Genomic DNA, 22,694 nt, shown 5'->3' on the forward strand with positions numbered 1-22,694 from the left:
CAGCGCCGACCGGAAGGGACACCCGCCGTGAGTGTCAAACATCTCGTCTCGATCGACGACCTCACCGACACCGATCTCGCCGACCTCGTGGACAGCGGAGCCCGGTTCGCCGCCGCGCCCGACGACCCCCGGAAGGTGCTGTCGGGGCGCGTCGTGGGCCTGTACTTCCGCCTGACCTCGACCAGGACGCGCACGTCGTTCTGGTCTGGGGCACTGCGGCTGGGAGCGGGCGTGGTGAACTTCGACCCGGGAAGCCTCCAGACCGCGACAGGGGAGACCACGGAGGACACCGGACGGGTGTTCTCGTCCATGCTGGACGTTCTCGTCGCCCGCACCGGCGGCGCTCCGGAGGAGATGCGGAGCTGGGCCTCGTGGAACCGCATGTCGGTGATCAACGCGATGAGTGGGCCGGAACACCCGACCCAGGCGTTGACCGACCTGATCACCCTGCGAGCCCACTTCGGCGACCTGCGCGGGCTCCGGGTCGTCTACCTCGGTGAGGGCAACAACACCGCCGCCGCGGTGGCGCTGGCGTTCTCCCGGATACCCGGCTTGGAGCTGGAACTGCGGACCCCACCCGGTTACGGCGTCGATCCGGTGATCATGGAGAAGGCGGCACGCTCGGCCGAGCGCAGCGGGGCGCGCGTGCGCGAGGTCCACCACATGCGGGACCTGCCCGGCGACGTCGACGCCTTCTACACCACCAGGTGGCAGACGACGGGCACCTCCAAGCCGGACCCGGACTGGCGTGCCCGTTTCGCGCCGTTCCAGGTCACCGAGGGGCTCTGGGAACGCAGCCCGAAGGCGGTGTTCCTGCACGACCTGCCCGCACACCGCGGTGAGGAGGTCACGGCCGAGGTGCTCGACGGACCCGCGAGCCTCGCCTTCGACCAGGCGGCCAACAAGATGGCCTGCGCCATGGCGGTTCTCGACTGGATCCGGGCGTGACGGCCGCTCCCGGATCCGTGGCAGGCCCTCCACAGGCCGACCGGCCACTGCGTAAGAACCGCGACTTCCGGCTGCTGTGGTTGTCGGCTGGGTTCTCACAGCTCGGTGCCCGCATGTCCGTGGTGGTGTTCCCGCTGCTCGTCATCTGGCACAGCGGGTCGACCTTCGGCGCCGGGGTGGTCGCGTTCGCCGGGCTCCTGCCGATGCTGCTCGTGCAGCTGCCCGCGGGAGTGTTCGTCGACCGCTGGGACCGCCGCCGGGTGATGAGGTTGTGTGACCTCGTGGCCGCGGCCGGCATGGTGTCGGCCGCGGTGCTGCTCGCCGCCGGAGTGGTGTGGCTGCCCCACCTGTGTGCCGTCGCCTTCCTCGAAGGCGCGTGCATGATCTTCTACCAGGTCGCCGAGCGGGCCGCGGTGCGCAACGTCGTCGCCCCGGAACACCTGCCGTTGGCGGTCTCCCGGAACGAGGCGCGAAGCCGGATCGCGGGAATGCTGGGTCAGCCTGCGGGCAGTGGCCTGTTCGCCGTCCTGTGGTGGCTTCCGTTCGCCGCGACGGCGGTCGGGCACCTGCTGTCGCTGTTCGGGCTCGGCCGGGTGAAGCGTCCGTTCCAGACCGAGCGGGTCGAACGTGTGCGGCGGTTCCGGTCCGAACTCACCGAGGGGCTGCGCTGGCTGTGGAGTCAACGCTTCCTCCGGTACACGACCCTCCTGGTGGCGGTGACCAACTTCCTGGCCCAGACGGTGAACATGGCGCCGATGGTGGTCATCAAGGAGACCGGCGGCTCGGCCGCGTTGGTGGGCCTGGTCGGCACCATCGGCGGGGTCGGCGGAGTGCTCGGGGCGATGTGCGGATCGTGGTTGTTGCGCAGGCTGTCGTTGGGCGGCCTCGTCATCCTCGACCTCGCCACCCGCAGCGTCCTGGTCCCGGCCATGGCGTTCACCACGAGCCTGCCCCTGTTGTTCGCGCCCTTCGCGGTGATGTCGTTCACCGGAGCCGTCCTCAACGTCGGCGCGGGCGCCTACATGGCCCAGGTCGTCCCCGACGAGATCCACGGCCGGGCGATGAGTGCCGTGCTGATGACCTCGTGGGGGGCCAACTCGGCGGGAGCGCTCGCGGCCGGGGTCCTGCTGGGCGTGCTCAGCACCACGGGCGCGCTCCTGACGGTCACCGCCGTCCTCGTGGCGAGCACGCTGCTGGCGGTCCTGACCCCCTCGGTGCGGCGGGCCGACATCTCGGTGCCACGGTGACCGGGGAGGAAGGGCGGGAGCCCGCCGGAGCGGGCGATCACCGGGTGGGCAACCGGTTGTGCGTGGAGGTGGCGGCGAACGTCACGGCCCCGACCGCCGCCCGCGTCGAGGCGACCGCACGGAGCAGCAGATCGCGGTCACAGCGCGCGGACTCGTGATCCGGAGCGGGTTCGCGTTCGGACGCCGCCAGCACCAGCACCGCCGCCTCGGTGAGGCAGAGCAGGGCCTCGTCGACCGGGTCGGAGCGGTCGGCGGTCTTCGCCAGCACGTCGAGCTCCGTCCGGAGGGATCGAAGCCGTTCGTCCCGTTGCCGCATCGGTCCTCCTGTCCGCGTCGAGCCGAGATCCTCCGGCACGGACGCTTCTTTCCGTGCGAAGGGAAAAGCGTGCCGAGAGACCGGGCTCACCGGTGGGGAGCCGCGGGGACGGGCGCGGACTGGAAGGACCGTCGGCCGTACAACAGGGGTGGCTGGGTGTGACTGCGCACGTTCACCACACGCCCGAACACGATCCAGTGATCGCCGAACGGAAGCAGATCCGCCACGGCGCACTGGGACACCGCGAACACGTGCTCCGTCAACACCGGTAGCCCGGTGCTCGGCGCGGGCAGCCACGGCACACTGGCGAACCGGTCGGCGGTCGACGCGAACGTCCGCGCCGTCTCGGCCCCGTGCTCGGTCAGCAGGTGCACCGCGAAGACCCCGCTCTCGCGCACGGCCGCCAGCGTGCCACAGTCCTCGTGCAGGCACACCAGCAGAGTGGGTGGTGCCAGCGTGATGCTGGTCAGCGAGTTGCACGTCAGGCCGTGCGGACGGCCGGCGGCGTCGACCGACGTCACCACCGTGACGCCGGTGTAGTAGCCGCTCATGAACTCACGAAACGTGTCCGGGGTCACCGGCTCGGTGGCCGCGCCGGACTCCGACCCGACAGGAACCGTCTGCATTGCTGCACCTCCAGTTCGAACCGTCTGCGCCACGCCGCCGTACGAACCGGGGCGGGAAAAGGACGACGGGCCGCGCACGGCCGGAAGACCGGTGGTGGCCCGTCGTTTCGAAACGTCACCTCTCGTTGAGAGCGGCGAGGTACTCGTAGCAACTCGGCAGTGCGGCGACCATCTTGTCGGCTTCCGTCCTCGACCTGGCGAACTCGGCCAACGCGTTCGTGGGGTCGAGCTGCCGGACGGCGGGCCGCGCGGTGGGCGGTATCCGCCCGAGGCCGAGGTTCATCGTGATCCAGGAGTAGCTTTCGAACCCGTGGTAGTAGGGGTAGACGGTCTCCTCGTCGAGCAGGTGGGACTCGGAGAGTTCGAGCCGGTACCGCAGCCCCTCCGGCAGCGGCCTGCTCTTGACGTCCTTCCAGTACGGCGTGTCGGCACGCTCGGCCGCGCGGTAGTGCAGGACGAGGAACTCCTTGACCCCGTCGACGGCGTGGGCGACCCGACGGTTGTAGTCGTCGATCAGCCGCTCGTCGAAGTCCCTGTCGGGGAAGTGCTTGACGAGCTGCTCGATGCCGTGCTGGATGAAGAAGATGCCGGTCGACTCGAGCGGCTCCACGAACGCGCTCGACAACCCGATGGCCACGCAGTTGCGGACCCAGGACCGTTCGTTGCGGCCCACCCTGATCCGGATGTGGTTGGCCTCCAGGTCGTCCCGGCCGGGGGCGACCGCCGCGCGCAGTTCCCGCTCGGCCTCCTCGGGAGTCTGGAAGGCGTCGGAGTAGACGTAGCCGTTGCCGTTCCGGCGGAACAGTGGAATCGTCCACATCCAGCCTGCGGTCATCGCCGTCGCGGTGGTGTAGGGGTTCATGTCGGTGGCATCGTCGCGCGGCACCCGTAGCGCGACGGCGCGGTTGTTCGGCAACACGTCCTCGAAGGACTCGAACCGCTCCCCGAGCGTCTGGTTGATCAGCAGTCCCCGGAAGCCGGTGCAGTCGACGAAGAGGTCGCCCTCGACGGATCCGTGCTCCTCCGTGTGAACGCGGGTGATCCAGCCCCGCTCGTCCTGTCCGACACCGCTGACGTTGTCCACCACGTGCCGCACACCCCGCGCGATGCCGTACTCGGCCAGGAACGCGGCGACCCCGTCGGCGTCGAAGTGGTAGGCGTAAGGGAACTGCGCCCGCTGCTGCTCCATCGTGGACTTGCCGAAGGAGTCGTCGAGGCCACTGGCGAACAGCGAGCCGTCCAGCATCCTCGGGGCACGCTGTGCGTCACACAGCGCCGTGGTGATGAAGCACTGTCGGTCGAACGGCTGGCTCCGGTCGCCCACGGCCAGCCACCACTCGGCGAGGTTGAAGCCGTCGACCGTGCGCAGGCGCTCGAACGGGTGGTAGAAGTGTTCGCCGGGCTTGCGCCAGTTCTCGAACCGGATACCCAGCTTGTAGCTGCCCGCGCACTTGGGCAGCCACTCCCGTTCGTCGAGACCCAGGTAGTCGAAGAAGTGCCGCACCGTGCTGAACGTGGCCTCGCCCACCCCGATGCGGCCCACTCTGGCGGATTCGATGAGTGTCACGTCGACGCGGTCGGCGAAAGCCGCCTTCAGGTACGAGGCGGTCATCCACCCCGCGGTCCCGCCGCCGACGATCACTACGGATCGGATCATACGTACTCCCTTGTCGGTAAGTCCGTTTCCTGGTGTCCGGTCGACGTCACCGGCCGAGCTCGGCCATGCGACGGCGCAGGCTCAGCGGCCGGAGGTCGGTCCACACGCGACCGATGTGGTCGAGGCACTCCTGTCTGGTGCCCTCCGTGCCCTCGGAGTGCCATCCGGCGGGCAGGTCCCGGTCCGCCCACCAGATCGAGTACTGTTCCTCGTCGTTGCGCACCACGCGATAGCGGCGATCGTGGCCGTAGTCGTCCTGGACGTCCATGACACCCTCCAGATGGTCGTGGCTGTGGTGTGTTCACCCTTGTGGCCTGCGCCATAACTTCGCTATATGCGAGCGACAGCGGGATCCCGCCAGTGGTGCGTCACGTCACCGAAGTGCTCGCGTACCCACTGGTCGGAGTAGACGGTGTCGAGGTAACGATCACCTCCGTCGGGCAGGATGAGCACACAGGTCGATCCCGGCGGCAGTGACGGCGCCAGGCGGTGCAGCGCCGAGACCGCGGCGCCCGACGAACCACCCGCGAGGATCGCCTCACGGGCGACCAGCCGCCGGCACCCGACGACACAGTCGAGGTCGTCGACATGGACCACCCGGTGCGCCGCGGACGGGTCCAGCAGGGCCGGTCGTACCGAGGCGCCGTGGCCGGGAACGAGCCGCGACACCGGGGGCGGGTCCGGGTCGAACAGGACGCTGCCGACCGCGTCCACGCCGACGATGGTGGTCGACAGGCCGTGCGCGCGGACGTACCGCGCGCAGCCCTGGAGAGTGCCCGTGGTGCCCGTGGGACAGAACAGGTAGTCCACGCGGTCGTTCAGTGCCGTCGCGATCTCCCGCATGGTGCGTTCGTGCGCCTTCGGGTTACGTGGGTTGGCGTACTGGTTGGGCCAGAACGCGTCGGGCAGCTCGTCGAGGAGCTCCTCGACCCGGCGCAGCCGTGCGGCGAGCAGCTCACCCGTCACCGGGTCCGGCTCCGTGACGACCTCCACCTCCGCGCCGTACGCCCGGAGCACGGACACGTTGTGGGAGGTCGTCCTGGCGTCGACGACACAGACGAACCGCAGTCCGAAGTAGCGGCAGAGCTGTGCCAGTCCGATCGCCAGGTTGCCGGAACTGGATTCCACGACCACCGACCGGCCGGGGTCGAGCTGCCCGGTGTAGAGCCGGTCGAGCAGCATGCTGACCGCGGTTCTGTCCTTGATGCTGCCCCCGGGATTGAACTTCTCCACCTTCGCGAAGACCCGCATGTCGCAGTCGATCGACAACCGTTCCAGTTCGACGAGTGGGGTGGAGCCCACGGTGGCGAGAATGCCCCGCCTCACGTGGTCGGTCATATCGGCCCTCCTTCGGCCGCGCCGGCCCTACCCGGCCACGCTCTAGAAGCTCGGTGCCGCCGAGGGGGCCCGCAGTGTGCCGAGGTACGGGTGCCACAGGTGGTCGGGGTCGTTCTCCACCGCCGCGACGATCTCCCGCATCGCCCGCAGCGCCTCCGGTTCGGTGCCGTCGTAGACGTCGCCCTGCAGCATCCGGAGCACGTCGATGCGGTAGCGCGGGTCCGCCACGAACGCCGTGAACAGCACGTTGAGGCGGTAGTAGATCGAGATGAACTCGTACCAGTACTTGACGGCTCTGCGGAGTTTGCCCTCGTAGGTGTCGAACCGCTTCTTCGTGTAGTCACCCGCCGCGTGGGCCGCGATGATGTCCTGGCTGGCGATGCGCGCGCTGTTGAGCGCGACGCTCACCCCACTCGAGAAGATGGGGTCCACGAACCGGGCCGCGTCACCGATCAGCACGAACCGGTCGCCGCAGATCCGGGTCATCGAGTAGCTGTAGTCACCCTCGGCCCGGAACGGCCGGATCCGCTCGGCCTTCGCCAGTGCGTCCCGCAGCTCGGGACGGCTGCCGACGTAGTCCCAGAAGAACTTCTCCCGGTCCGTGCCCGCCGCCTTGAACCGCTTCTTCTGGGTCACCACGCCGACGCTGGTGATGGTGTCGGTGATGGGGATCTGCCAGACCCACGTGTTCTCGATGGGCAGGAAGTGGACGAAGATGTGGTCCGCCGTCGCCGCGTTCCCGCTCAGTGCGTGCCGGTCGAGTCCGTCGAACCACGTGTGCACGGCGTACTGGTCGAACACGGGGTCGGACACCTTCATCCTGAGCTGCCTGCCGAGAAGCGTCTGCCTGCCCGACGCGTCGACGACCATGCCCGCGGTGTAGCTGAGGTCCTTCCCGCCGAACCGGACGTCGAGCCGGACCTGGTCGGGATCGTCGAAGTCCACGTTCCGGACCCGGGCACCGGTGAACACGGTGGCGCCCTGTTCCTGGGAGTGCCGCAGCAGCACGGCGTCGAACCGACCCCGGTCGACGTGGTAGGTGTAGTCGCGGTCCACGCCCGGTTGGTTGCGTTCGACGAACTGCACCTCGGCCGACCAGTCGTGGCTGAGGCCCGAGTAACCGAGGGTCGGGATGTCGCGGGTCTCCGCGGAGGTCCACGAGGCCCCGTACTTCCGGGGGAAGCCGATCTCGTCGATCTTGTCGAGTGCCCCGATCTCGGCGAGCACGGGGGTGGTCGCGGGCACCAGGGACTCACCCACGTGGGGGCGCGGGAACGTCTCGCTCTCGAAGACCACCACCGAGAGCCCGGCCCGGGCGAGGTACGAGGCCGTGGTGGAGCCCGCGGGGCCGCCACCGATGACGGCGACGTCGTAGTCGAGTTCGGTCATCGGACGATCTCCTCACCGGCGTGCTGATCGATCTCTGCGGTCACGAGCGCGGCGATGCACCGCACGTTGCGGAAGTTCCGGCTGTTGACCTCGGCCGGCGAGACGTGCACGCCGTACCTCTCCCGGGCCCAGGTCAGCAGCAGGGCCGTGCGGAGGGAGTCGATGATTCCCCATTCGAGCAGCGGGGTCGTCACGGTCAGTTCGTTGTTCTCGTCGCCCCAGAGGAACTCCTCCCGGATGTAGTGCAGCAGTTCCTTCTCGACGTCCTCGGTGGTCATCGCCCTCTTCCTTCCTTGTCTGCCGTCGCCTTGTCGCGTGTGGACGCTGAGGTGTCGCGCCGGGCACGCGACTCGGTGTGTGCGCGTCGCATCGCGGCCCGGTCGGCCTTGCCGTTCGCGGTGCGGGGCAGGTCGGGCACCAGGTGCACGTGATCGACGACCGCGTACGACGGCACCGTGGCGGCCAGGTGGGCACGCAGGGCGAGCGTGCCGGGCCTGGCGTCCGGCTTCGGCACCACGAACGCCACGAGGTGGGCGTCGAGTCCCTCTCCCACCGACACCACGGCCACGTCGTCCACCTCGGGATGGCTGCCGAGCGCCGCCTCCACCTCGCCGAGTTCGATGCGGTGTCCCCGGACCTTGACCGTGTGGTCGCGCCTGCCGACGTAGTCGAAGCCGCCGTCCGGGCGCACGCGGACGATGTCCCCGGTGTGGTACGGCCCCTGTTGCGGGGGATGCCCCCAGTACCCGCGCATCACCGTGGGTCCGGCCACGAGGAGTTCGCCCTCCTGACCCGGACCGGCCACCGACGAGTCGGGCAGGGCCGCCCACACGGTGTCGCCCGAACACGCGCGTCCGATCGGCACCGGCCGGTCACGTTCCAGGTCGGTCGCCGTCACCTCGTGGAACGTGCACACGTTGGTCTCGGTGGGCCCGTACAGGTTGAGCAGCCGGGCGCCGGTCCATTCCCGCAGGGCACGCACGCCGTCGACGGGAAACGGCTCGCCCGCGAAACACACCGCCCGCAACGCCGGGGGAGCGGGCCGGGTGAGCAGGCCGCCGTCGCGCATCATGAGGAGCAGGGCCGACGGGACGGAGTACCAGACGGTGAGCGTGCCGCCGCAGAGCAGGTCGACCAGCCGATGGGGCGCGTAGGCCCACTCCCGGGGGATCAGGTGCACGGAGGCTCCCACCGCGAACGCGCCGTAGAGGTCGAGCACCGACAGGTCGAACGCGAACGGGGCGTGGTTGGCGAGCCGGTCGCCGGGGCCCAGCCCGAGTTCGGCCACGGCCCAGTCCACGAACGCCGCCGCGTTGCGGTGGCTGAGACAGACGCCTTTGGGCGTGCCGGTGGAACCGGACGTGTAGAGCACGTAGGCCGGATCGTCGGGTGCGACGGCGGCATCCACGCGGGGCGCTACCGCGGCTTCTCGCTCCTCCCCGCCGTCGAGGTCGAGTACCGCGGTCGTGGGGGCCAGCACCTCGTCCGCCGTGGGGCGACGGCCGGCGTCGGTGCACACGGCGGCGGCGCCACAGTCACCGGCCACCACCGCCACCCGGCCCACGGGCGCGGTGCCGTCCAGGGGCACGTACACGGCACCGAGACGCAGCACCCCCTGCATCGCGGCGACGACGGCGGGGGACTTGTCGGCCCACAGGACGACCCGGTCACCCCTGCTCACTCCGGCCGCGGCCAGCCTGGCCGCGAACTCCTCGGCCGCCCGGTCGAGTTCCCGGTAGGTGAGCGTGTCATCGCCGAACACGATCGCGGGACGGTCGGGATACCGTCGCGCGCTGTCGATGACGAGTTCGTGCAGGCTCACAGTCCCATACCCCTTGCGATGATGCCGCGGTGTATCTCGTTGGTTCCGGAGAAGACGGTGCTGGGCAGGCTGTCGCGCAGAGCGGCCTCAACACCGTGTTCGGCCAGGTAGCCGGTGGCGCCGAAAAGCTGGACGGCGGTGAGGCTGTTCGCGATCGCGGCCTCCGACACGGCCACCTTGGCCAGTGAGGACGCCGTCGTGTGGTCCCGGCCCGCGTCCAGCGACCAGCACGCCCGGTAGAGCAGCAGCCGGGCGCTCTCCAGTCGCCGCCGCATGTCCGCGACGGCGTGGGACACCGCCTGGTTGTCGCCGATCCGTCTGCCGAACTGCCGCCGCGTGCGGGCGTGCCGCACACAGCGGCGGAGCTGGCGTTCCATCAGTCCCAGGTAGACCGCGAACAGGCAACTGCGTTCCCAGCCCATCGAGTGCTGGAAGATCATGGAACCCTGGCCCGGCTCACCGAGAAGGAACCGGGAGGGCACGGCGCAGTCGTCGAGCGTGACCCGGCCCGCGGGACACCCGTGCAGGCCCGCCTTGGCCAGGCGGAGGCCCACCGACAGGCCCGGGGTGTTCCTCGGCACGACGAACCCGCTGGTACCGAGGAAGCCCGCCGCGGGATCGGTGACGGCGTAGACGACGAGGACGTCGGCGAGCGGCGCGTTGCTGGAGAACGACTTCGCGCCCGTCAGCCGGTAGGTGTCCCCGTCGGCGACCGCCTTGGTCGACAGGGCACCGACGTCGGAGCCCGCCTCGTCCTCGGTGATGGCGTTCGCGGCGATGAGCTCGCCGTCGCACAGTCCGGGCAACAACGTGTCGGCGACCTCGGGGGACGCGAAGTCCCGTACCGCCACCCCGCACGCCAGCAGGTGTGCCGCCACCCCGAACACCAGGCCGGTGTCGGGGCAGGCCTTTCCGAACCGTTCCAGTGCCAGTGCGGTGTCCAGCGCTCCGAGCCCACCACCGCCGTGCCGCTCGGGCAGGCACAACCCGGTCAGGCCGATGTCGGCGGCGATCCGCCACCGCTCACGGGTGAAATGGTCGTCCGGTGTGGACGGTGTTTCCGACCCGAGGCGTTCCCGCACCGCCGTCTCGATCTCCTCGAGGCGGCGGTGCTGCTCGGGGGTGAGGTCGAAGTCCATCGACGTCCTCCGGTTCTCGCGGTGCCCGTTGTCCGGGATGACGAGGGCTCTGGTCGGCTGCCGTGCCGTGGGCCTGCGCGGTCCTAGCGCGTGAGGTTCCCGGCCGCGCCGGTCACACCGAGGTCCTCGTCGTCGAGTTCGTCGATCTCGGCGCGGACCCGCTCCTCGATGACGGTGGCGAGCGCGGACACGGTCGGTCCCTCGAACACCGCCCGGATGGGCAACTCGGTCTCGAACGCCGCCTGCACGGCCGCGACGAGCTGGATGGCGAGGATGGAGTTGCCGCCCGCGGTGAAGAAGTCGGTGTCGCGGCCCGCGGGTCTGCCCAGCAGTTCGGAGAACAGCTCGGCGACCCGGCGCTCGACCACGCCTTCCAGTGCGGCGGTGTCGTCGGCCTCTTCGTCCAGGTGGGCGAGAAGTGCCCTGCGGTCCAGCTTGCCGTTGGCGCTCAACGGGAGTCGTTCGAGCACGTGGCACGAGGTCGGGACCATGTACTCCGGGAGCTGCCGGGCGCAGGCTTCCAGCAGGTCGGGGACCAGCGTCGGGTCCGTGACGGCAACCTGGTCGGCGCCGGTGCAGAACGCGGCCAGCACCGTGCGCCCGGCCTCGTCGCCGTCGGCCACCACCACCGCGTCCCGGACCCGGGGATCAGCCGAGAGGACCCCCTCGATCTCGGCGAGCTCCACCCGGTGACCACGGATCTTCACCTGCTGGTCGCGGCGACCGACGAACTCCACGTCACCGCTCGCCAGGACACGGGCCAGGTCGCCGGTGCGGTACAGGCGGCCGCCGGGCGGGCCGTCGGGGTCGGGCAGGAACGAGGCGGCCGTCAGCGTGGGACGACCGAGGTACCCGCGGGCGAGGCCGGCTCCGCCCACGTAGAGCTCGCCGACCACCCCGATCGGTACGGGGCGCAGCCGGTCGTCGAGTACACGCATGGTCACGCCGGGGAGAGGCTTGCCGATGGGCACGGAAGCACCGCCCGGCTCGGGCGACACCGGATGGACGCAGGTGCCCACCGACGCCTCCGTCGGCCCGTACTCGTTGATCAGCCGTCCTTCGCCGAGCGCGCCCACCCACTCCCGGGCCAGCACGGTGGGCAGCACTTCGCCCGCCACCACGACGGTGTTCGCGAGTTCGGCCCTCGCCGCGGGGTCGAGCTGGTGGGACAGGATCTTCAGATGGCCTGGGGTGAGCTTGAGGAAACTGAACGGCGCGGCGGCCGTCAGGGCCGTTCCGAGCTCGGTCAGGTCCACGTCCGAGGGCACCAGGTGCACCGGCTGTCCCGCCGCCAGCGGCGCCCACAGGTTCGGCACCACCAGGTCGAAGGCGACCGAGGAGAAGACCGGCGCGCCACCCGTGCCGCGCTTCGCGAGCTCGTCGACGGCCCAGCGCACGTGGTTCGCGACACCGCCGTGGGTGACCTGGACTCCCTTCGGCGTTCCGGTGGAGCCGGAGGTGTAGATGACGTAGGCGAGCAGGTCCGCGTCGCACACCCTGGCGGGCGGCTGTGAGGGACCGGCGGCGAGCGTCGACGCCTCCTCGTCCAGCAGGACGGGCGCCACGCCGTCGACCTCCCCGGAAACGCGACTCCACTCGGCCGCCGTCGTCACGAGTGCGCTCGCACCCGCGTCCGACAGCACGGCGGCCACCCGCGCGGCCGGGTTCGCGGGGTCGAGCGGCAGGTACGCCGCCCCCGACTTCCACACGCCCAGCAGCGTGGACAGCAACTCCGGGCGACGGTCGAGCAGCACACCGACGACCCGGTCCGGGCCCGCACCGAGGTCGCGAAGCCGGTGGGCGAGCCGGTTGGCCGCGCGGTCGAGTTCGGCGAAGGTCACGCGCGTCGACCCGCACACCACGGCGGTCGCCTCGGGGGAGTCCGCGGCCTGCCGCTCGACGGCGTCCACCACGGTGGCGTCGGTGAAACCCTTCTCGCCGAGCTCGGCTCCGGCGGCGACCTCGCGCAGCGTCGCCGCCTCCTCACCGGCGACGAAGTCGATCTCGGCCAGGGGCCGGGTGGGGTCGGCCGTGACCGCGTCGAGCAACGCCAGGAAGTGCCGGCACATCCGTTCGACGGTCTCTTCCGCGAACAACGCGGTGGCGTACTCCAACCCGCCCGCCAGCGAGCCGTCGGGGCGCGGCCGCAGGTACATCGTCAGGTCGGTCTTGGCGATACGTGAGACGTCCAGCAGCGTCCGCCAGTCATCCGGGTCGGCGGCCGAGCCCGTGAGCTGTTCGTCGTGGAAGTCGAACGCCACCTGGTACAGCGGGGTCCGTGACAGGTCGCGGTCGGGTGCCAGTTCGGCCACCAGCATGTCGAACGGAACGTCCTGGTGGCTGAACGCGTCGCGGCAGGTGTCGCGGACCTCGGCGACCGCGCCGGTGAAGTCGTCGCCCGGGTCCAGCGAACACCGCAGCACGAGGTTGTTGAGGAAGAAGCCCACGACGTTCTCCAGCTCGGGCCGGTCGCGCCCGGCCACGGGAGTGCCGACCACCACGTCCCACTCGGCCTGGTAGCGGGCCAGCAACGTGGCGAACCCGGTCAACAGCGTCATGAACGGGGTGGCTCCGACCCGCTTGCCCAGCGAGTCGAGCGCCGTGGCCACGGAGGCGGGCACGGTGAAGCCGACGATGCCGCCACGTCCGTCACGGCGGGCCGGTCTGGGAAGGTCGGTCCGCGGTTCCGTGGGTTTCGCGTCGTCGAGGATGACACGCCAGTGCTCGACGAGACTCCGGACGCCGTCCCCGTCGTGTCGCTGCCGTTGCCACACCGCGAAGTCCGCGTACTGCACGGGGAGCGGGGCCAGTGCGGGCGGGCGCCCCGCCGACCGGGCCGCCAGGATCTCCCGCAGGTCCCGTTCCAGCACGGCCGACGACCAACCGTCACAGACGATGTGGTGCATGGCCAGCACCAGGACGGCCTCCCCGGCCTCCGGCCGGTACAGCAGCGCCCTCACGGGCGGGCCGGTGCGGAGGTCGAAGCCCTGGTCGAGCCAGGCGTCGAGGTCGGTGACGAAGTCGTCGTGCGCGCCTGTCGCGGTGGTGAGCTCGCAGCCCGAGGGCGGATCGACGAGCTGCACCGGCTCGTCGCCGCGCAGGACGAACCGGGTGCGCAGCGACTCGTGCCGGGACACGAGCGCGTCGAGCGCCGCCTGGACGTCGGCGACGGCGACACCACGGTCGATGCGCACGAACAGGGCCGAGATCCACTCGCGACTGCGCGGGTTCATCCTGTCGAGCAACCAGATCCGGCGCTGACCGGACGACAGGGGCAGGCCACCGTCGCGCGGTACGGGGCGGATGGTCTCGTCGGCGCGGCGGGCCGTGCCGAGCAGCTTCGCCTGGGCGGCGAGGGTCGTCGCCGAGAGCAGGGAACGGAGATCGATCTCGGTACCGCTGGCCTTGCGCAGGCGGTTGGCCAGCCGGGTGAACTGCAGGGACGAACCGCCGAGTACGAAGAAGTCGTCGTCGTGACGGATCTCGTCGATCTTGAGCAGCTCCCGCCACACCTCCGCGACGAGCGCTTCCTCCGCGCTGTCCGGGCGCGTGGGGGAGGGTGCGCGCTGGTCCGGTGCGGGCAGCGCGGACCTGTCGATCTTCCCGCTGCTGGTGGTGGGGAAGGCGGTGAGTCCGATGAACGCCGAGGGCAGGTGGGTCTCGGGGAGGTGTTCGGCGAGGAAGTCCCGCAGCCCGGCCGGGACCTCGCCGTCGGACGTGCGGACGTAGGCGGCGAGCCGGGTGCCGCCCTCGGCCGACGGATACCCGAGGACGACAGCCCCGCCCAGTCCGGGATGCGCGGCCAGCGCGGCCTCGACCTCGCCCGGTTCGATCCGGACACCGTTGACCTTCACCTGGTGGTCGCGCCTGCCGAGGTAGGTCAGGACACCGTCGGGCTCCACGCGGACCATGTCCCCGGTGCGGTAGAGCCGCTCGCCCGACGTGCTCGTCGGGTCGGGAACGAAACGTTCGGCCGTGAGGTCGGGACGTCCCAGGTAGCCTCGCGCGAGACCTGTCCCGCCCGCGTGCAGCTCACCCTGCTCGCCCGCCTCGACGGGACGCCCACTCGGGTCCAGAACGAGGGCGCGAAGGCCGTCGATCGGGCGTCCGATCGGTACCGGCCCCGAGCGTTGGGCGGGGTCGAAGCGGTGGGCCGTGACGTCGATCGAGCACTCGGTCGGTCCGTAGGTGTTCCACACCCCGATCGCCGACGGGTCCGGCAGCCTGTTCAAAAACTGGTGCACCAACTCGGCGTGCAGCTGTTCCCCCGCGGAGAACAACAGACGTAGCGCGTGGCACTCGGCCAGCGCGGGTTCCTCCACGAGAACGCGCAGTAGTGAGGGCACGACCTGCAGCACGGTGATGTCGCGTTCGGCCAGGCAGCCTGCGAGCACGGCGGGGTCACGTTCGGCCCCGACGGGGGCCAGCACGACCGTCGCACCGCACACCAGTGGAGCGAAGACCTCCCAGATGGACGCGTCGAACGTCAGCGCGGTCTTCTGCAACACCCGGTCGCCGGGGCCGAGCCCGTGGGTGCGTACCACCCAGTCGATCCGGTTCCCGATACCCGCGTGGGGCACGACCACGCCCTTCGGCGTGCCGGTCGAGCCGGAGGTGTGGAGCACGTAGGCCGCCGCGTCGGGGTCGATCACCGGTCCGGGGTCGTCGGAGGGCTGTCCGGCGGCCACGGAGAGGTCGCGGTCGAGGACCACTGTGCGCACCCCCGCCACGGCGACGGCGTCGTGGGTGATCGTCTGGGTGAGCACCAGCCGGGGCGCCGCGGACCGGGCCACGGACACGAGGCGGCCACCCGGATGCCCCGGGTCGAGGGGCAGGTAGGCGGCGCCGGCACGCCACACCGCCAGCAGCGCCACCACCAGGGTCACGCTCCGGTGCAGACAGACCCCGACGACGCTGTCCGGTTCCCCGGCGAGCGCCTCGCCCACCCCGTGGGCGCGCAGCAGGTGAGCGAGGCGGTTCGCGCGCGCGTCCAGTTCGGCGTACGTCAGTGAACCGGCGTCGTCGATCACGGCGATCGCGTCGGGCGTGCGTGCGGCCTGCTCGGCGACCAACCGGGGCAGCGACGTCTCGGCCAGGTGTTCCACGGGACTTCTCCTCGTCGAATCGGTGGTGGCTTCCGTGGTGGAGGTGCCGCGGGCGGTGTTCTCAGTCCAGGACATGGCCGTCGCGCGACCGGAAGGCCCGGGAGCGGCGGTGATCGAGGTGGACGAACGTGCGGTACAACCAGCGGTCCTCGCCGTCGTATCTGGGCGTGAACAGGGTCCGTCCGTGCAGGGCGACCCGGTTGTCCACAAGGGCGAGATCACCGGGTTCGAGCACCAGCGTCTCGGTGACGGCGGTCAGCGCGTCACGAAGGATCTCCAGCGCGTCCTTGGCGGGGACGTCGCATCCGTGCGTGGCGTGGAAGTCCACGCGGATGTCGGGGTCGTCCGGATGCCCCGTCAACACGGCGTGCCGGGGAGCCGCTGCGCTGCCGCCGCCGAACGAGGGCGGTGCGTCGGTGACGAACCGCGGCTCGCCCAGCACGGTGCGCACGTCGCCGGGCAGCGTGTCGACGGCCCGGCGAACGCACGCTATCTGGAGCCCCGCGACGCGTTCGTGGTCGCTGCGCACACACAGCAGGCCCACGTAGTCCGGCCGATGTGGATGGAAGGCGTTCTCGATGTGCATCTCCAGCCGGGTCGACCCGGCGTTGCTCTGCTGGGCCTCCTGCCCCGGTACCGGCACGACGTTCTGCACGAGCGCGCCCGACTTCTCGTTTCGGTAGGCGATCAGGTCCCCGAGTTGCATCGACACCATGCCGATCAGGGCGGCACCCGTGGTGGCGTCCCGCTCCACCGATCCCGGGTCGGCGGGTGTGGGACGGTCGACCACGACGGGCAGGTTGCGGACGAGGAGACTGCCGTGGTCGCCGGGATCGTTGCGGAACTCCGCCAGTCGCCGCCGCAGCCGCGAGGGCAGTTCGGCCGACGAGCCCCGGCACGCGTGGAGCCAGTCCGGCGCGTCCACCAGGCGGGGCTCGACCTGGGTGAGCTGCTCCGTGGTGGCGCGCGCCTGCCTGTTCTCGTCGTCGGTGAGAACGAAGGTCGTGTCGTTGTTCATGGCTGTTCGCTCCTGGTACGGCGGCGGTGGTCGGAGTACGGGGCGGGCAGTGGCGGGAGGTCGGCGCCGAGCGTGTTCACGGTGCGGGCCCCCGGTCCCGTGCGGGGAGCGTCGGCGACGGCGGTGAGCAGCGCGACGACGGCTTCGGCGATCCGGTGCGCCTGCGCGGCGCCGAACACGTCCGGGCGATAGCCCAGGCGGATCTCGATGACGTCGCCGGGGATGACGGCGAGCCGGATCGGATAGTGCGTCTGGTCCACGAGTTCGTAGCCCGCCAGGCGGAGTTCACCGAGCGCGGCGTTCCAGGACGACGAGTCGAACGGGTAGTTCACGATCAGCGTCGTGGTGTCGAAGAGCGAGCGGTGGGTGCGACCCGCCGGTGACTGTCGTTGGATGTCGGCAAGAGGCAGATGGTGGTGGGCGGAGAGCTCGGCCTGTTCGGCCTGCAACGTCCGCGCCGCGCTCCACACCGGTTCGGTCGCCAGTTCGGTGGCACGCACCCTGACCGGCACGGTGTTGGTCAGCATCCCCACCGTGCGGTCGATGCCGTCCAGCTCCGGTGGCCTGCCGGACACCGAGGTCCCGAACACCACGTCACCGTCTCCGGTCAGGCGGGCCAGCGCCACCGCCCACGTGAGCTGGACCAGCGACGTCAGGGTGACGCCCTCGGTGCGGGCCGTGTCGGTGAGGGACTCCGACACCCTCTCGGGCAGGGTCGCTGTCACCTGCTCGTGACAGACCTGCACGTCGGTGGTCAGGTGCGGGGCGACCAGTGTCGGCGCCCGGAGCCCTTCCAGGTGTCGTGCCCACGCCTCCAGCGACCGGCGCCGATCCCGCCCGGCGAGCCAGGCGAGGTACGTGCGGAACGCGGGCGCGGGCGGCAGGAGCGCGTCGTGCCCGTGCGTGTAGAACGTGAACAACTCGCGCAGGACGATGGATGTCGACCAGCCGTCCCAAAGGATGTGGTGCATGGTCACGGCCAGCTGGTGGCGGTTCTCGTCGAGTGTGACGAGCTGGAACCGTGCCAGCGGCGGGTCGTCCAACTCGAACCGGGTCAGCCGGTCGCGGTCGGCCAGCTCCGCGGCCGCCTTCGTGCCCGCCTCCGGGGACAGGTGCGACACGTCGTGTGCGCTCCAGCGCACCGTGACCCCGGAATCGATCACCTGTACCGGCTCGGTGACGTCCTCGTAGCGGAAACCCGCCCGCAGGTTCGGGTGGCGGCGCAGCAGCAGCTCGGCCGCCCCGCGCATCCGGTCGGCGTCCACCGCGCCTTCGAGGGTGACCCGGATCTGTGTCCCGTAGGCGTCCACGGTGTCGGCCGTCACGAGGTTGTGGAGCAGGAAGGCACCCTGCAGCGGGGACAGCGGCAGGACGTCGAGGACACCGGGATGGTCGGCGTGGATCGCGTCCAGCTCCTCCTGGTCCAGGCTCGTCAGGGGAACGTCCGACGGCGTGATCCCCCCGGCCCCAGGGTGTCGGGCGTGCTCGGCCAGGCCCGTGAGCGCGTCCCGCCACAGTACGAGGATGGTGTCCACCTCGTCGTGGTCCAGCACGCCTGCGGGCCACTCGGCAAGCAGGGTCAGTTCGGGGCCACCCGACCGGTCGTACGCGATCGCGTTGAGTTCGAGAGCGTGCGGCATGGCCATGCGCTCGTCGGCATCGCCCGCGAAGGCCTCGTCCCCGACCAGGGACCAGTCGTGGGGCTCCGCCGTGGACAGCCGACCGAGGTAGTTGAACGCCACGTCCGGAGCGGACAGCGGCGCGAGCTCGGACGCCGTGGCCGGGTTGAGGTGGCGCAGCAACCCGAACCCGGTCCCGTGGTCCGGCACGGCACGCAGCTGCTCCTTCACCCGCTTCAACGCCGTGCCCGCGCCGTGACCGCCATTGCGGGCGTCACCGAAGTCCACTGTGCCCGGATCCAGGACGACCGGGAACAGCGTCGTGAACCAGCCCACCGTGCGGTCGAGGTCGGCGGTCACGCCGACCTCCCGCCGTCCGTGGCGTTCCACGTCGATCGGGAGGCTGTCGGCCGGTGCGAGGCCACGCTGCCGGGCGTGCTCCCGCAGCGCCAGGGCGAGGCCGGTGAGCAGCACGTCCTCCGGGTTCGCCCGGTACTCGGCGGGCAGCGTGGTGAGCAGCGGCTCGGTCACCGAGGAAGGCAGGACCAGCCTGCTGTGTGCCGCCGTCGAGAACGTGTCCACGTCCGGATCCAGCGCCCGACGGCCGAGGCGGAAGCCGGGAGTGGACAGGGCGCGCTCCCAGTGCTCGCGCTGCCGCACCCAGCGGTCGTCGGTGGCGGCGTCGGTCAGCGCGAGGGCCCACTCCCGCAGCGACGTTCCCACGGGTGGCAACGTCACCGGGTGGTTCCGGGAGACGGCGGCCCAGGCCGTCGCCAGGTCGTCGAGGAGGATGCGCCAGGACACCCCGTCGACGGACAGGTGGTGGGCCACCAGCAGCAGCCGTCCGGGACGGTCCGCTCCCGTGTCGAACCACACCGCCCGCAGTGGACGGCCGTCGGCCGCCGACAGCGACGCCACCGCCTCGGCACGCAGCCTGGCCGTCTCCCGCGTGAGCTGCTCGTCGTCGAGGCGTGAGGCGGCGACGCGGGTGAGGAGTTCGGACACCTCCACGCCGCCCGGTGGATCGACGTGCAGCGCAGGGCCCGGCACGAGTCGGCACCGCAACGCGTCGTGGTGGTCCACGAGCGCGGTCAGGACCTCGACCAGCGTGTCCGAATCGGCACCGGCCGGGGTGTTGACGACCACCGACTGATGGAAGCGGTCGACCTCGGGACCCAGGTCGAGCGCCCATCGCACGATCGGTGTCGCGGGCATGGTCCCGGTCGCGGGAACACCGGCACCGGCGGTGGATTCGCCGGTGTTCGGTCGCTGCGCCAGTGCGGCGGCGAGACCGGCCACGGTGGGGTTGGTGAAGAGGTCCCGCGAGGTGAGGTCGAACCCCTCGCGCCGGGCCCGCGACACCAGCTGCAACGCGACGATGCTGTCGCCCCCGAGGTCGAAGAACGAGTCGTCGACGCCCACCGTGGTGCCGCCGAGGACCTCGCTGAACAGCGCGCACAACCGTCGCTGCCGCTCCGTCGCCGGGGCGGACGACGCGGGGGAGGCAGCGGACTCGGAGGGAGCGGGCAGAGCCCGGCGGTCGACCTTGCCGCTCGGTGTCAGCGGGAACGCGTCGAGCACGTCCAGCGTCGCCGGAACCAGGAAGTCGGGCAGGGTTCGCCGCAGGCCGGCCAGCAACGCGCCCGCGTCCGGCCGGTGGCCCTCGGCGGGAACGACGTAGGCCGCGAGCCTGCGCGTGCCCGCGCTGGTGTCGCGAGTGGTGACCGCGGCCGCGCGGACGCTCGGATCGCGTGCCAGCGCCGACTCGATCTCGCCCGGTTCGATCCGGATCCCCCGGATCTTGAGCTGGTCGTCGGTGCGGCCGAGGTACTGGATCCGGCCGTCATCGGTGGTACGGGCCGTGTCGCCGGTGCGGTACATGCGCTCGCCGGGAGGCCCGAACGGACACGGCAGGAAGCGGTCCGCGGTCAGGGCCGCGCGGCCTAGGTAACCGCGGGCGACACCGGAACCGGCGATGTGGACCTCGCCCACCGCGCCGGGCGGGACGGGCTGCCCGTCGTGATCGAGCAGGTAGACGGCGACGTTGTCGATCGGCGAGCCGATGGTGACGAGGTCGTCGGCACGGAGCGTGCCGCCCGCGGCGGTGACCGTGACCTCCGTCGGGCCGTACATGTTGAGCATCCGCCGCCCAGGAGCCCAGCGGCGGACCACCGCCGGGTCGATGGACTCGCCCCCGACCACCAGCACCTCGAGGTCGGGAAGCGGCTTCTCGGGGAAGCGGGCGAGCACGGCGGGCGGGAAGGCGGCGTGGGTGACGCGTTCGTCGTGCAGGGTCGCGACGAGTTCGTCGAGATCGCTCGTGCGGTTCTCCGGGGCCAGCACGAGCAGTGCTCCCGACACCAGTGCGGGCCAGATGTCGGCGACGGCGGCGTCGAACGACGGCGACACGAACTGGAACAGCCTCTTCCCCGGGCCCAGGCCCATGCGGTCCCGGTGGTCGAGTGCCAGGTTCGACAGCGACCGGTGGCTGACGACCACTCCCTTGGGGCGGCCGGTGGAGCCGGACGTGTAGATGACGTAGGCGGCCGAATCCAGGTCGGGCGCGGTGTGATCGAGAGGGGTCCGCTCGTCACCACCAGCCACGACGACGGGCACGTCCCCGGGAACGCCGAGTACCGACGTCTCCCGCGCGTCGGCCACGATCACGCAGCGCGGGGCGCTGTCGGCGAGCATGTCCGCGATCCGGTCCGGCGGGTAGGTCACGTCCACGGGCAGGTAACACCCGCCGGCTCGCAGCACCGCGACCAGCGACACCACCATGCTCACCGAACGCGGCAGCGCCACGGCGACGACGTCCTCGGGCCCTACGCCCGCCCGCACCAACCGGGTGGCCAGGCGAGCGGCGGCGTGGTCGAGCTGTGCGTAGCTCACCTCCTCGCCCGTCCGGCAGTCCCTGACGGCGAGCGCGTCGGGTGCCGACGCCGCGTGCTCGCGTATCGGGTCGAGCACACTGTGCTCGGGCCGGGTTCGCGCGGTGTGGGCACGTGCGTGGAGCAGCGCCGCACGCTCGTCGTCGTCGAGCAGGTCCACGGAGCCGAGCGCGCGGTCGGGGTGCTCCGCGACCGCGCGGACGAACCGGAGCCACCGCGCGAGGTGTTCCTTCGCGGTTTTCCGGTCGTGCAACCGAGGGTTGGCGTCGACCACGAAGGACAGCCCTGGTTCGACGTCGCCTCGGACGCCGAACTGGAGGTCGATCGCGGGGCCCGCGGCCAGGTTCGTGGCGATGCCGGTGGCCTCACCGAACGTCAGGGACCCGCCGTAGGGCATGAAGTTCAGCATGGGGCCGAGCAGACCACCCTCACCGGACACACCGCCCAGCTCGCGGCACAACTCCTCGTGCCGGTAGCGCTCGTGCCGCTGCGCTGCCCGTAGCTCCGCCGTCACCTCGGGCAGGAGTTCGCGCAGGGACATGCCGGGATCGACGGTCACCCGGACAGCCACCGTGCCCGACGCGGTTCCCGGCGTGTGCCGGGCCGCCACTCCTCGCCTGCCGCTCACCGGCAGCCCCAGCACGACGTCGCGCCTGCCCGTCCTCCGGTACAGGAACGCCGTGGTGGCCGCGATGAGCAGCACCTGCCACGTGGTGCCGAGTTCCGTGGCGGCCTCGGCCAGCCGGCGGCCGTCGGAGCCGGGAGGTGTCAGGGTGTCCCGTAACCGGGCGTCGGGCGTCTCCACCGGCGGAGTGGACGAGATCCGCATCGGTTGTGGCCGGTCGGCGAAACGTCCCCTCCAGTACCGGCCGTCCACGACGAAGTCCTCGCTCGTGGTGTAGGACTCGTCCTCGTCGAGCAACGTGGTGAACGGTCGCAGCCGTGGGGCCTGCCTGGGCCGGTCCAGGAGCGACGACGAGTAGAGGTCGGCCAGGGTCGACTGGACCAGGTGCATGCTGTAGGCGTCGGTCGCCAGGTGGTGCGTCCGCAGGTACAGCAGGTGCCGTTCCGGAGCCACCCGCAACAGCGCGAACGCCGACAGGGGACCCTCGACCATGTCGATCGGGACGTCGAGGTCCCGCCGCATCCAGGACAGGGCGGCCGCGTCGGGATCGGGGCGGTCCCGCAGGTCGAGGACCGGCAGCTCGGCGATGCGGTCGTCGAGGACCTGCACCGGCTCGCCCGTCTCCGCGTCCTGCGGGGCGCGGACCAGGCGCAGGGCGTCGGCCTCCGCGCACAGGTTCTTCCAGGCCGCTTGGAGGACGTCCGGGTCGAGCGGTCCGGTCACCGTCACGTACTCGGCACACGTGTAACGTCGTCCGTCCGGATCGGACTGGTGTGCGAGCCAGATCTCCCGTTGCGCACGAGACAACGGAAGACGTGTTCGGCGACCTTCGGGCATGCCAGCTCCATCGTCCACACGGTCGTTCGCGGACACCGCCCCCGAGCCGCGGGCGGTGAGGTCGCCATCGTGTGTGCGGCGGCTATGCCGCGCCTATACCGGCTCCATGGGGGGTGA

14 protein-coding genes are annotated in these 22,694 nt (G+C 71.0%); 2 read left to right on the plus strand and 12 right to left on the minus strand.

What is annotated here, in order from left to right:
- Window positions 1-27: 27 nt before the first annotated feature.
- Window positions 28-948, plus strand: coding sequence for an ornithine carbamoyltransferase (locus SACCYDRAFT_RS08520; RefSeq protein WP_005455410.1), 921 nt, complete (start codon window positions 28-30; stop codon window positions 946-948).
- Entirely contained in the window at window positions 945-2,195 is a 1,251-nt protein-coding gene (locus SACCYDRAFT_RS08525) for an MFS transporter (RefSeq protein ID WP_005455411.1), read from the plus strand. The genes SACCYDRAFT_RS08520 and SACCYDRAFT_RS08525 overlap by 4 nt, the downstream gene beginning before the upstream one ends.
- Window positions 2,196-2,232: 37 nt before the next feature.
- Here SACCYDRAFT_RS08525 and SACCYDRAFT_RS08530 read toward each other — a convergent pair whose 3' ends face one another.
- The 12 genes from SACCYDRAFT_RS08530 to SACCYDRAFT_RS08585 form a co-directional block, all read right to left on the minus strand.
- Window positions 2,233-2,511 (minus strand): hypothetical protein, encoded by a 279-nt coding sequence (locus SACCYDRAFT_RS08530; protein WP_005455412.1) that lies wholly within the window; start codon window positions 2,509-2,511, stop codon window positions 2,233-2,235.
- Window positions 2,512-2,597: 86 nt separating this feature from the next.
- On the minus strand, window positions 2,598-3,137 hold the full coding sequence (locus tag SACCYDRAFT_RS08535; RefSeq protein WP_005455413.1) for a flavin reductase family protein: 540 nt from the start codon (window positions 3,135-3,137) through the stop codon (window positions 2,598-2,600).
- Between the two features lie 115 nt (window positions 3,138-3,252).
- Window positions 3,253-4,794, minus strand: a complete 1,542-nt coding sequence (locus tag SACCYDRAFT_RS08540) for a tryptophan halogenase family protein (RefSeq protein WP_005455414.1) — start codon at window positions 4,792-4,794, stop codon at window positions 3,253-3,255.
- Between the two features lie 46 nt (window positions 4,795-4,840).
- Window positions 4,841-5,062: an MbtH family protein gene (locus tag SACCYDRAFT_RS08545; RefSeq protein WP_005455415.1), complete on the minus strand. Its 222-nt coding sequence runs from the start codon at window positions 5,060-5,062 to the stop codon at window positions 4,841-4,843.
- Window positions 5,063-5,124: 62 nt separating this feature from the next.
- The gene (sbnA, locus tag SACCYDRAFT_RS08550; protein WP_005455416.1) at window positions 5,125-6,132 is read right to left on the minus strand and encodes a 2,3-diaminopropionate biosynthesis protein SbnA; all 1,008 of its coding nucleotides are present in this window, start codon (window positions 6,130-6,132) and stop codon (window positions 5,125-5,127) included.
- A 42-nt stretch (window positions 6,133-6,174) separates the two neighbouring features.
- A complete protein-coding gene (locus SACCYDRAFT_RS08555; protein WP_005455417.1) occupies window positions 6,175-7,521 on the minus strand; it encodes an NAD(P)/FAD-dependent oxidoreductase in 1,347 nt (448 codons plus the stop codon).
- Window positions 7,518-7,799, minus strand: a complete 282-nt coding sequence (locus SACCYDRAFT_RS08560) for a phosphopantetheine-binding protein (protein ID WP_005455418.1) — start codon at window positions 7,797-7,799, stop codon at window positions 7,518-7,520. The genes SACCYDRAFT_RS08555 and SACCYDRAFT_RS08560 overlap by 4 nt, the downstream gene beginning before the upstream one ends.
- Window positions 7,796-9,343 (minus strand): amino acid adenylation domain-containing protein, encoded by a 1,548-nt coding sequence (locus SACCYDRAFT_RS08565; protein ID WP_005455420.1) that lies wholly within the window; start codon window positions 9,341-9,343, stop codon window positions 7,796-7,798. The genes SACCYDRAFT_RS08560 and SACCYDRAFT_RS08565 overlap by 4 nt, the downstream gene beginning before the upstream one ends.
- Entirely contained in the window at window positions 9,340-10,482 is a 1,143-nt protein-coding gene (locus tag SACCYDRAFT_RS08570; RefSeq protein WP_005455421.1) for an acyl-CoA dehydrogenase family protein, read from the minus strand. The genes SACCYDRAFT_RS08565 and SACCYDRAFT_RS08570 overlap by 4 nt, the downstream gene beginning before the upstream one ends.
- 83 nt (window positions 10,483-10,565) lie before the next feature.
- Window positions 10,566-15,587, minus strand: a complete 5,022-nt coding sequence (locus tag SACCYDRAFT_RS08575) for a non-ribosomal peptide synthetase (RefSeq protein WP_005455422.1) — start codon at window positions 15,585-15,587, stop codon at window positions 10,566-10,568.
- A 61-nt stretch (window positions 15,588-15,648) separates the two neighbouring features.
- Window positions 15,649-16,605 carry a TauD/TfdA family dioxygenase gene (locus SACCYDRAFT_RS08580; protein WP_005455423.1) on the minus strand — a complete coding sequence of 319 codons (957 nt, stop codon included), beginning with the start codon at window positions 16,603-16,605 and terminating at the stop codon, window positions 15,649-15,651.
- Window positions 16,602-22,577 carry a non-ribosomal peptide synthetase gene (locus SACCYDRAFT_RS08585; protein WP_005455424.1) on the minus strand — a complete coding sequence of 1,992 codons (5,976 nt, stop codon included), beginning with the start codon at window positions 22,575-22,577 and terminating at the stop codon, window positions 16,602-16,604. Before SACCYDRAFT_RS08585 ends, SACCYDRAFT_RS08580 begins: the two co-directional genes overlap by 4 nt.
- Window positions 22,578-22,694 lie beyond the last annotated feature (117 nt).

The sequence above is a fragment of the Saccharomonospora cyanea NA-134 genome, from assembly GCF_000244975.1.
Taxonomy (GTDB): domain Bacteria; phylum Actinomycetota; class Actinomycetes; order Mycobacteriales; family Pseudonocardiaceae; genus Saccharomonospora; species Saccharomonospora cyanea.

Excerpts from the sequence above, each read along its gene's own strand:
- SACCYDRAFT_RS08530 (WP_005455412.1), bottom strand. The coding sequence starts at position 2,511 with ATGCGGCAACGGGACGAACGGCTTCGATCCCTCCGGACGGAGCTCGAC.
- SACCYDRAFT_RS08535 (WP_005455413.1), bottom strand. The coding sequence starts at position 3,137 with ATGCAGACGGTTCCTGTCGGGTCGGAGTCCGGCGCGGCCACCGAGCCG.
- SACCYDRAFT_RS08540 (WP_005455414.1), bottom strand. The coding sequence starts at position 4,794 with ATGATCCGATCCGTAGTGATCGTCGGCGGCGGGACCGCGGGGTGGATG.
- SACCYDRAFT_RS08545 (WP_005455415.1), bottom strand. The coding sequence starts at position 5,062 with ATGGACGTCCAGGACGACTACGGCCACGATCGCCGCTATCGCGTGGTG.
- sbnA (WP_005455416.1), bottom strand. The coding sequence starts at position 6,132 with ATGACCGACCACGTGAGGCGGGGCATTCTCGCCACCGTGGGCTCCACC.
- SACCYDRAFT_RS08555 (WP_005455417.1), bottom strand. The coding sequence starts at position 7,521 with ATGACCGAACTCGACTACGACGTCGCCGTCATCGGTGGCGGCCCCGCG.
- SACCYDRAFT_RS08560 (WP_005455418.1), bottom strand. The coding sequence starts at position 7,799 with ATGACCACCGAGGACGTCGAGAAGGAACTGCTGCACTACATCCGGGAG.
- SACCYDRAFT_RS08570 (WP_005455421.1), bottom strand. The coding sequence starts at position 10,482 with ATGGACTTCGACCTCACCCCCGAGCAGCACCGCCGCCTCGAGGAGATC.
- SACCYDRAFT_RS08580 (WP_005455423.1), bottom strand. The coding sequence starts at position 16,605 with ATGAACAACGACACGACCTTCGTTCTCACCGACGACGAGAACAGGCAG.
- SACCYDRAFT_RS08585 (WP_005455424.1), bottom strand. The coding sequence starts at position 22,577 with ATGCCCGAAGGTCGCCGAACACGTCTTCCGTTGTCTCGTGCGCAACGG.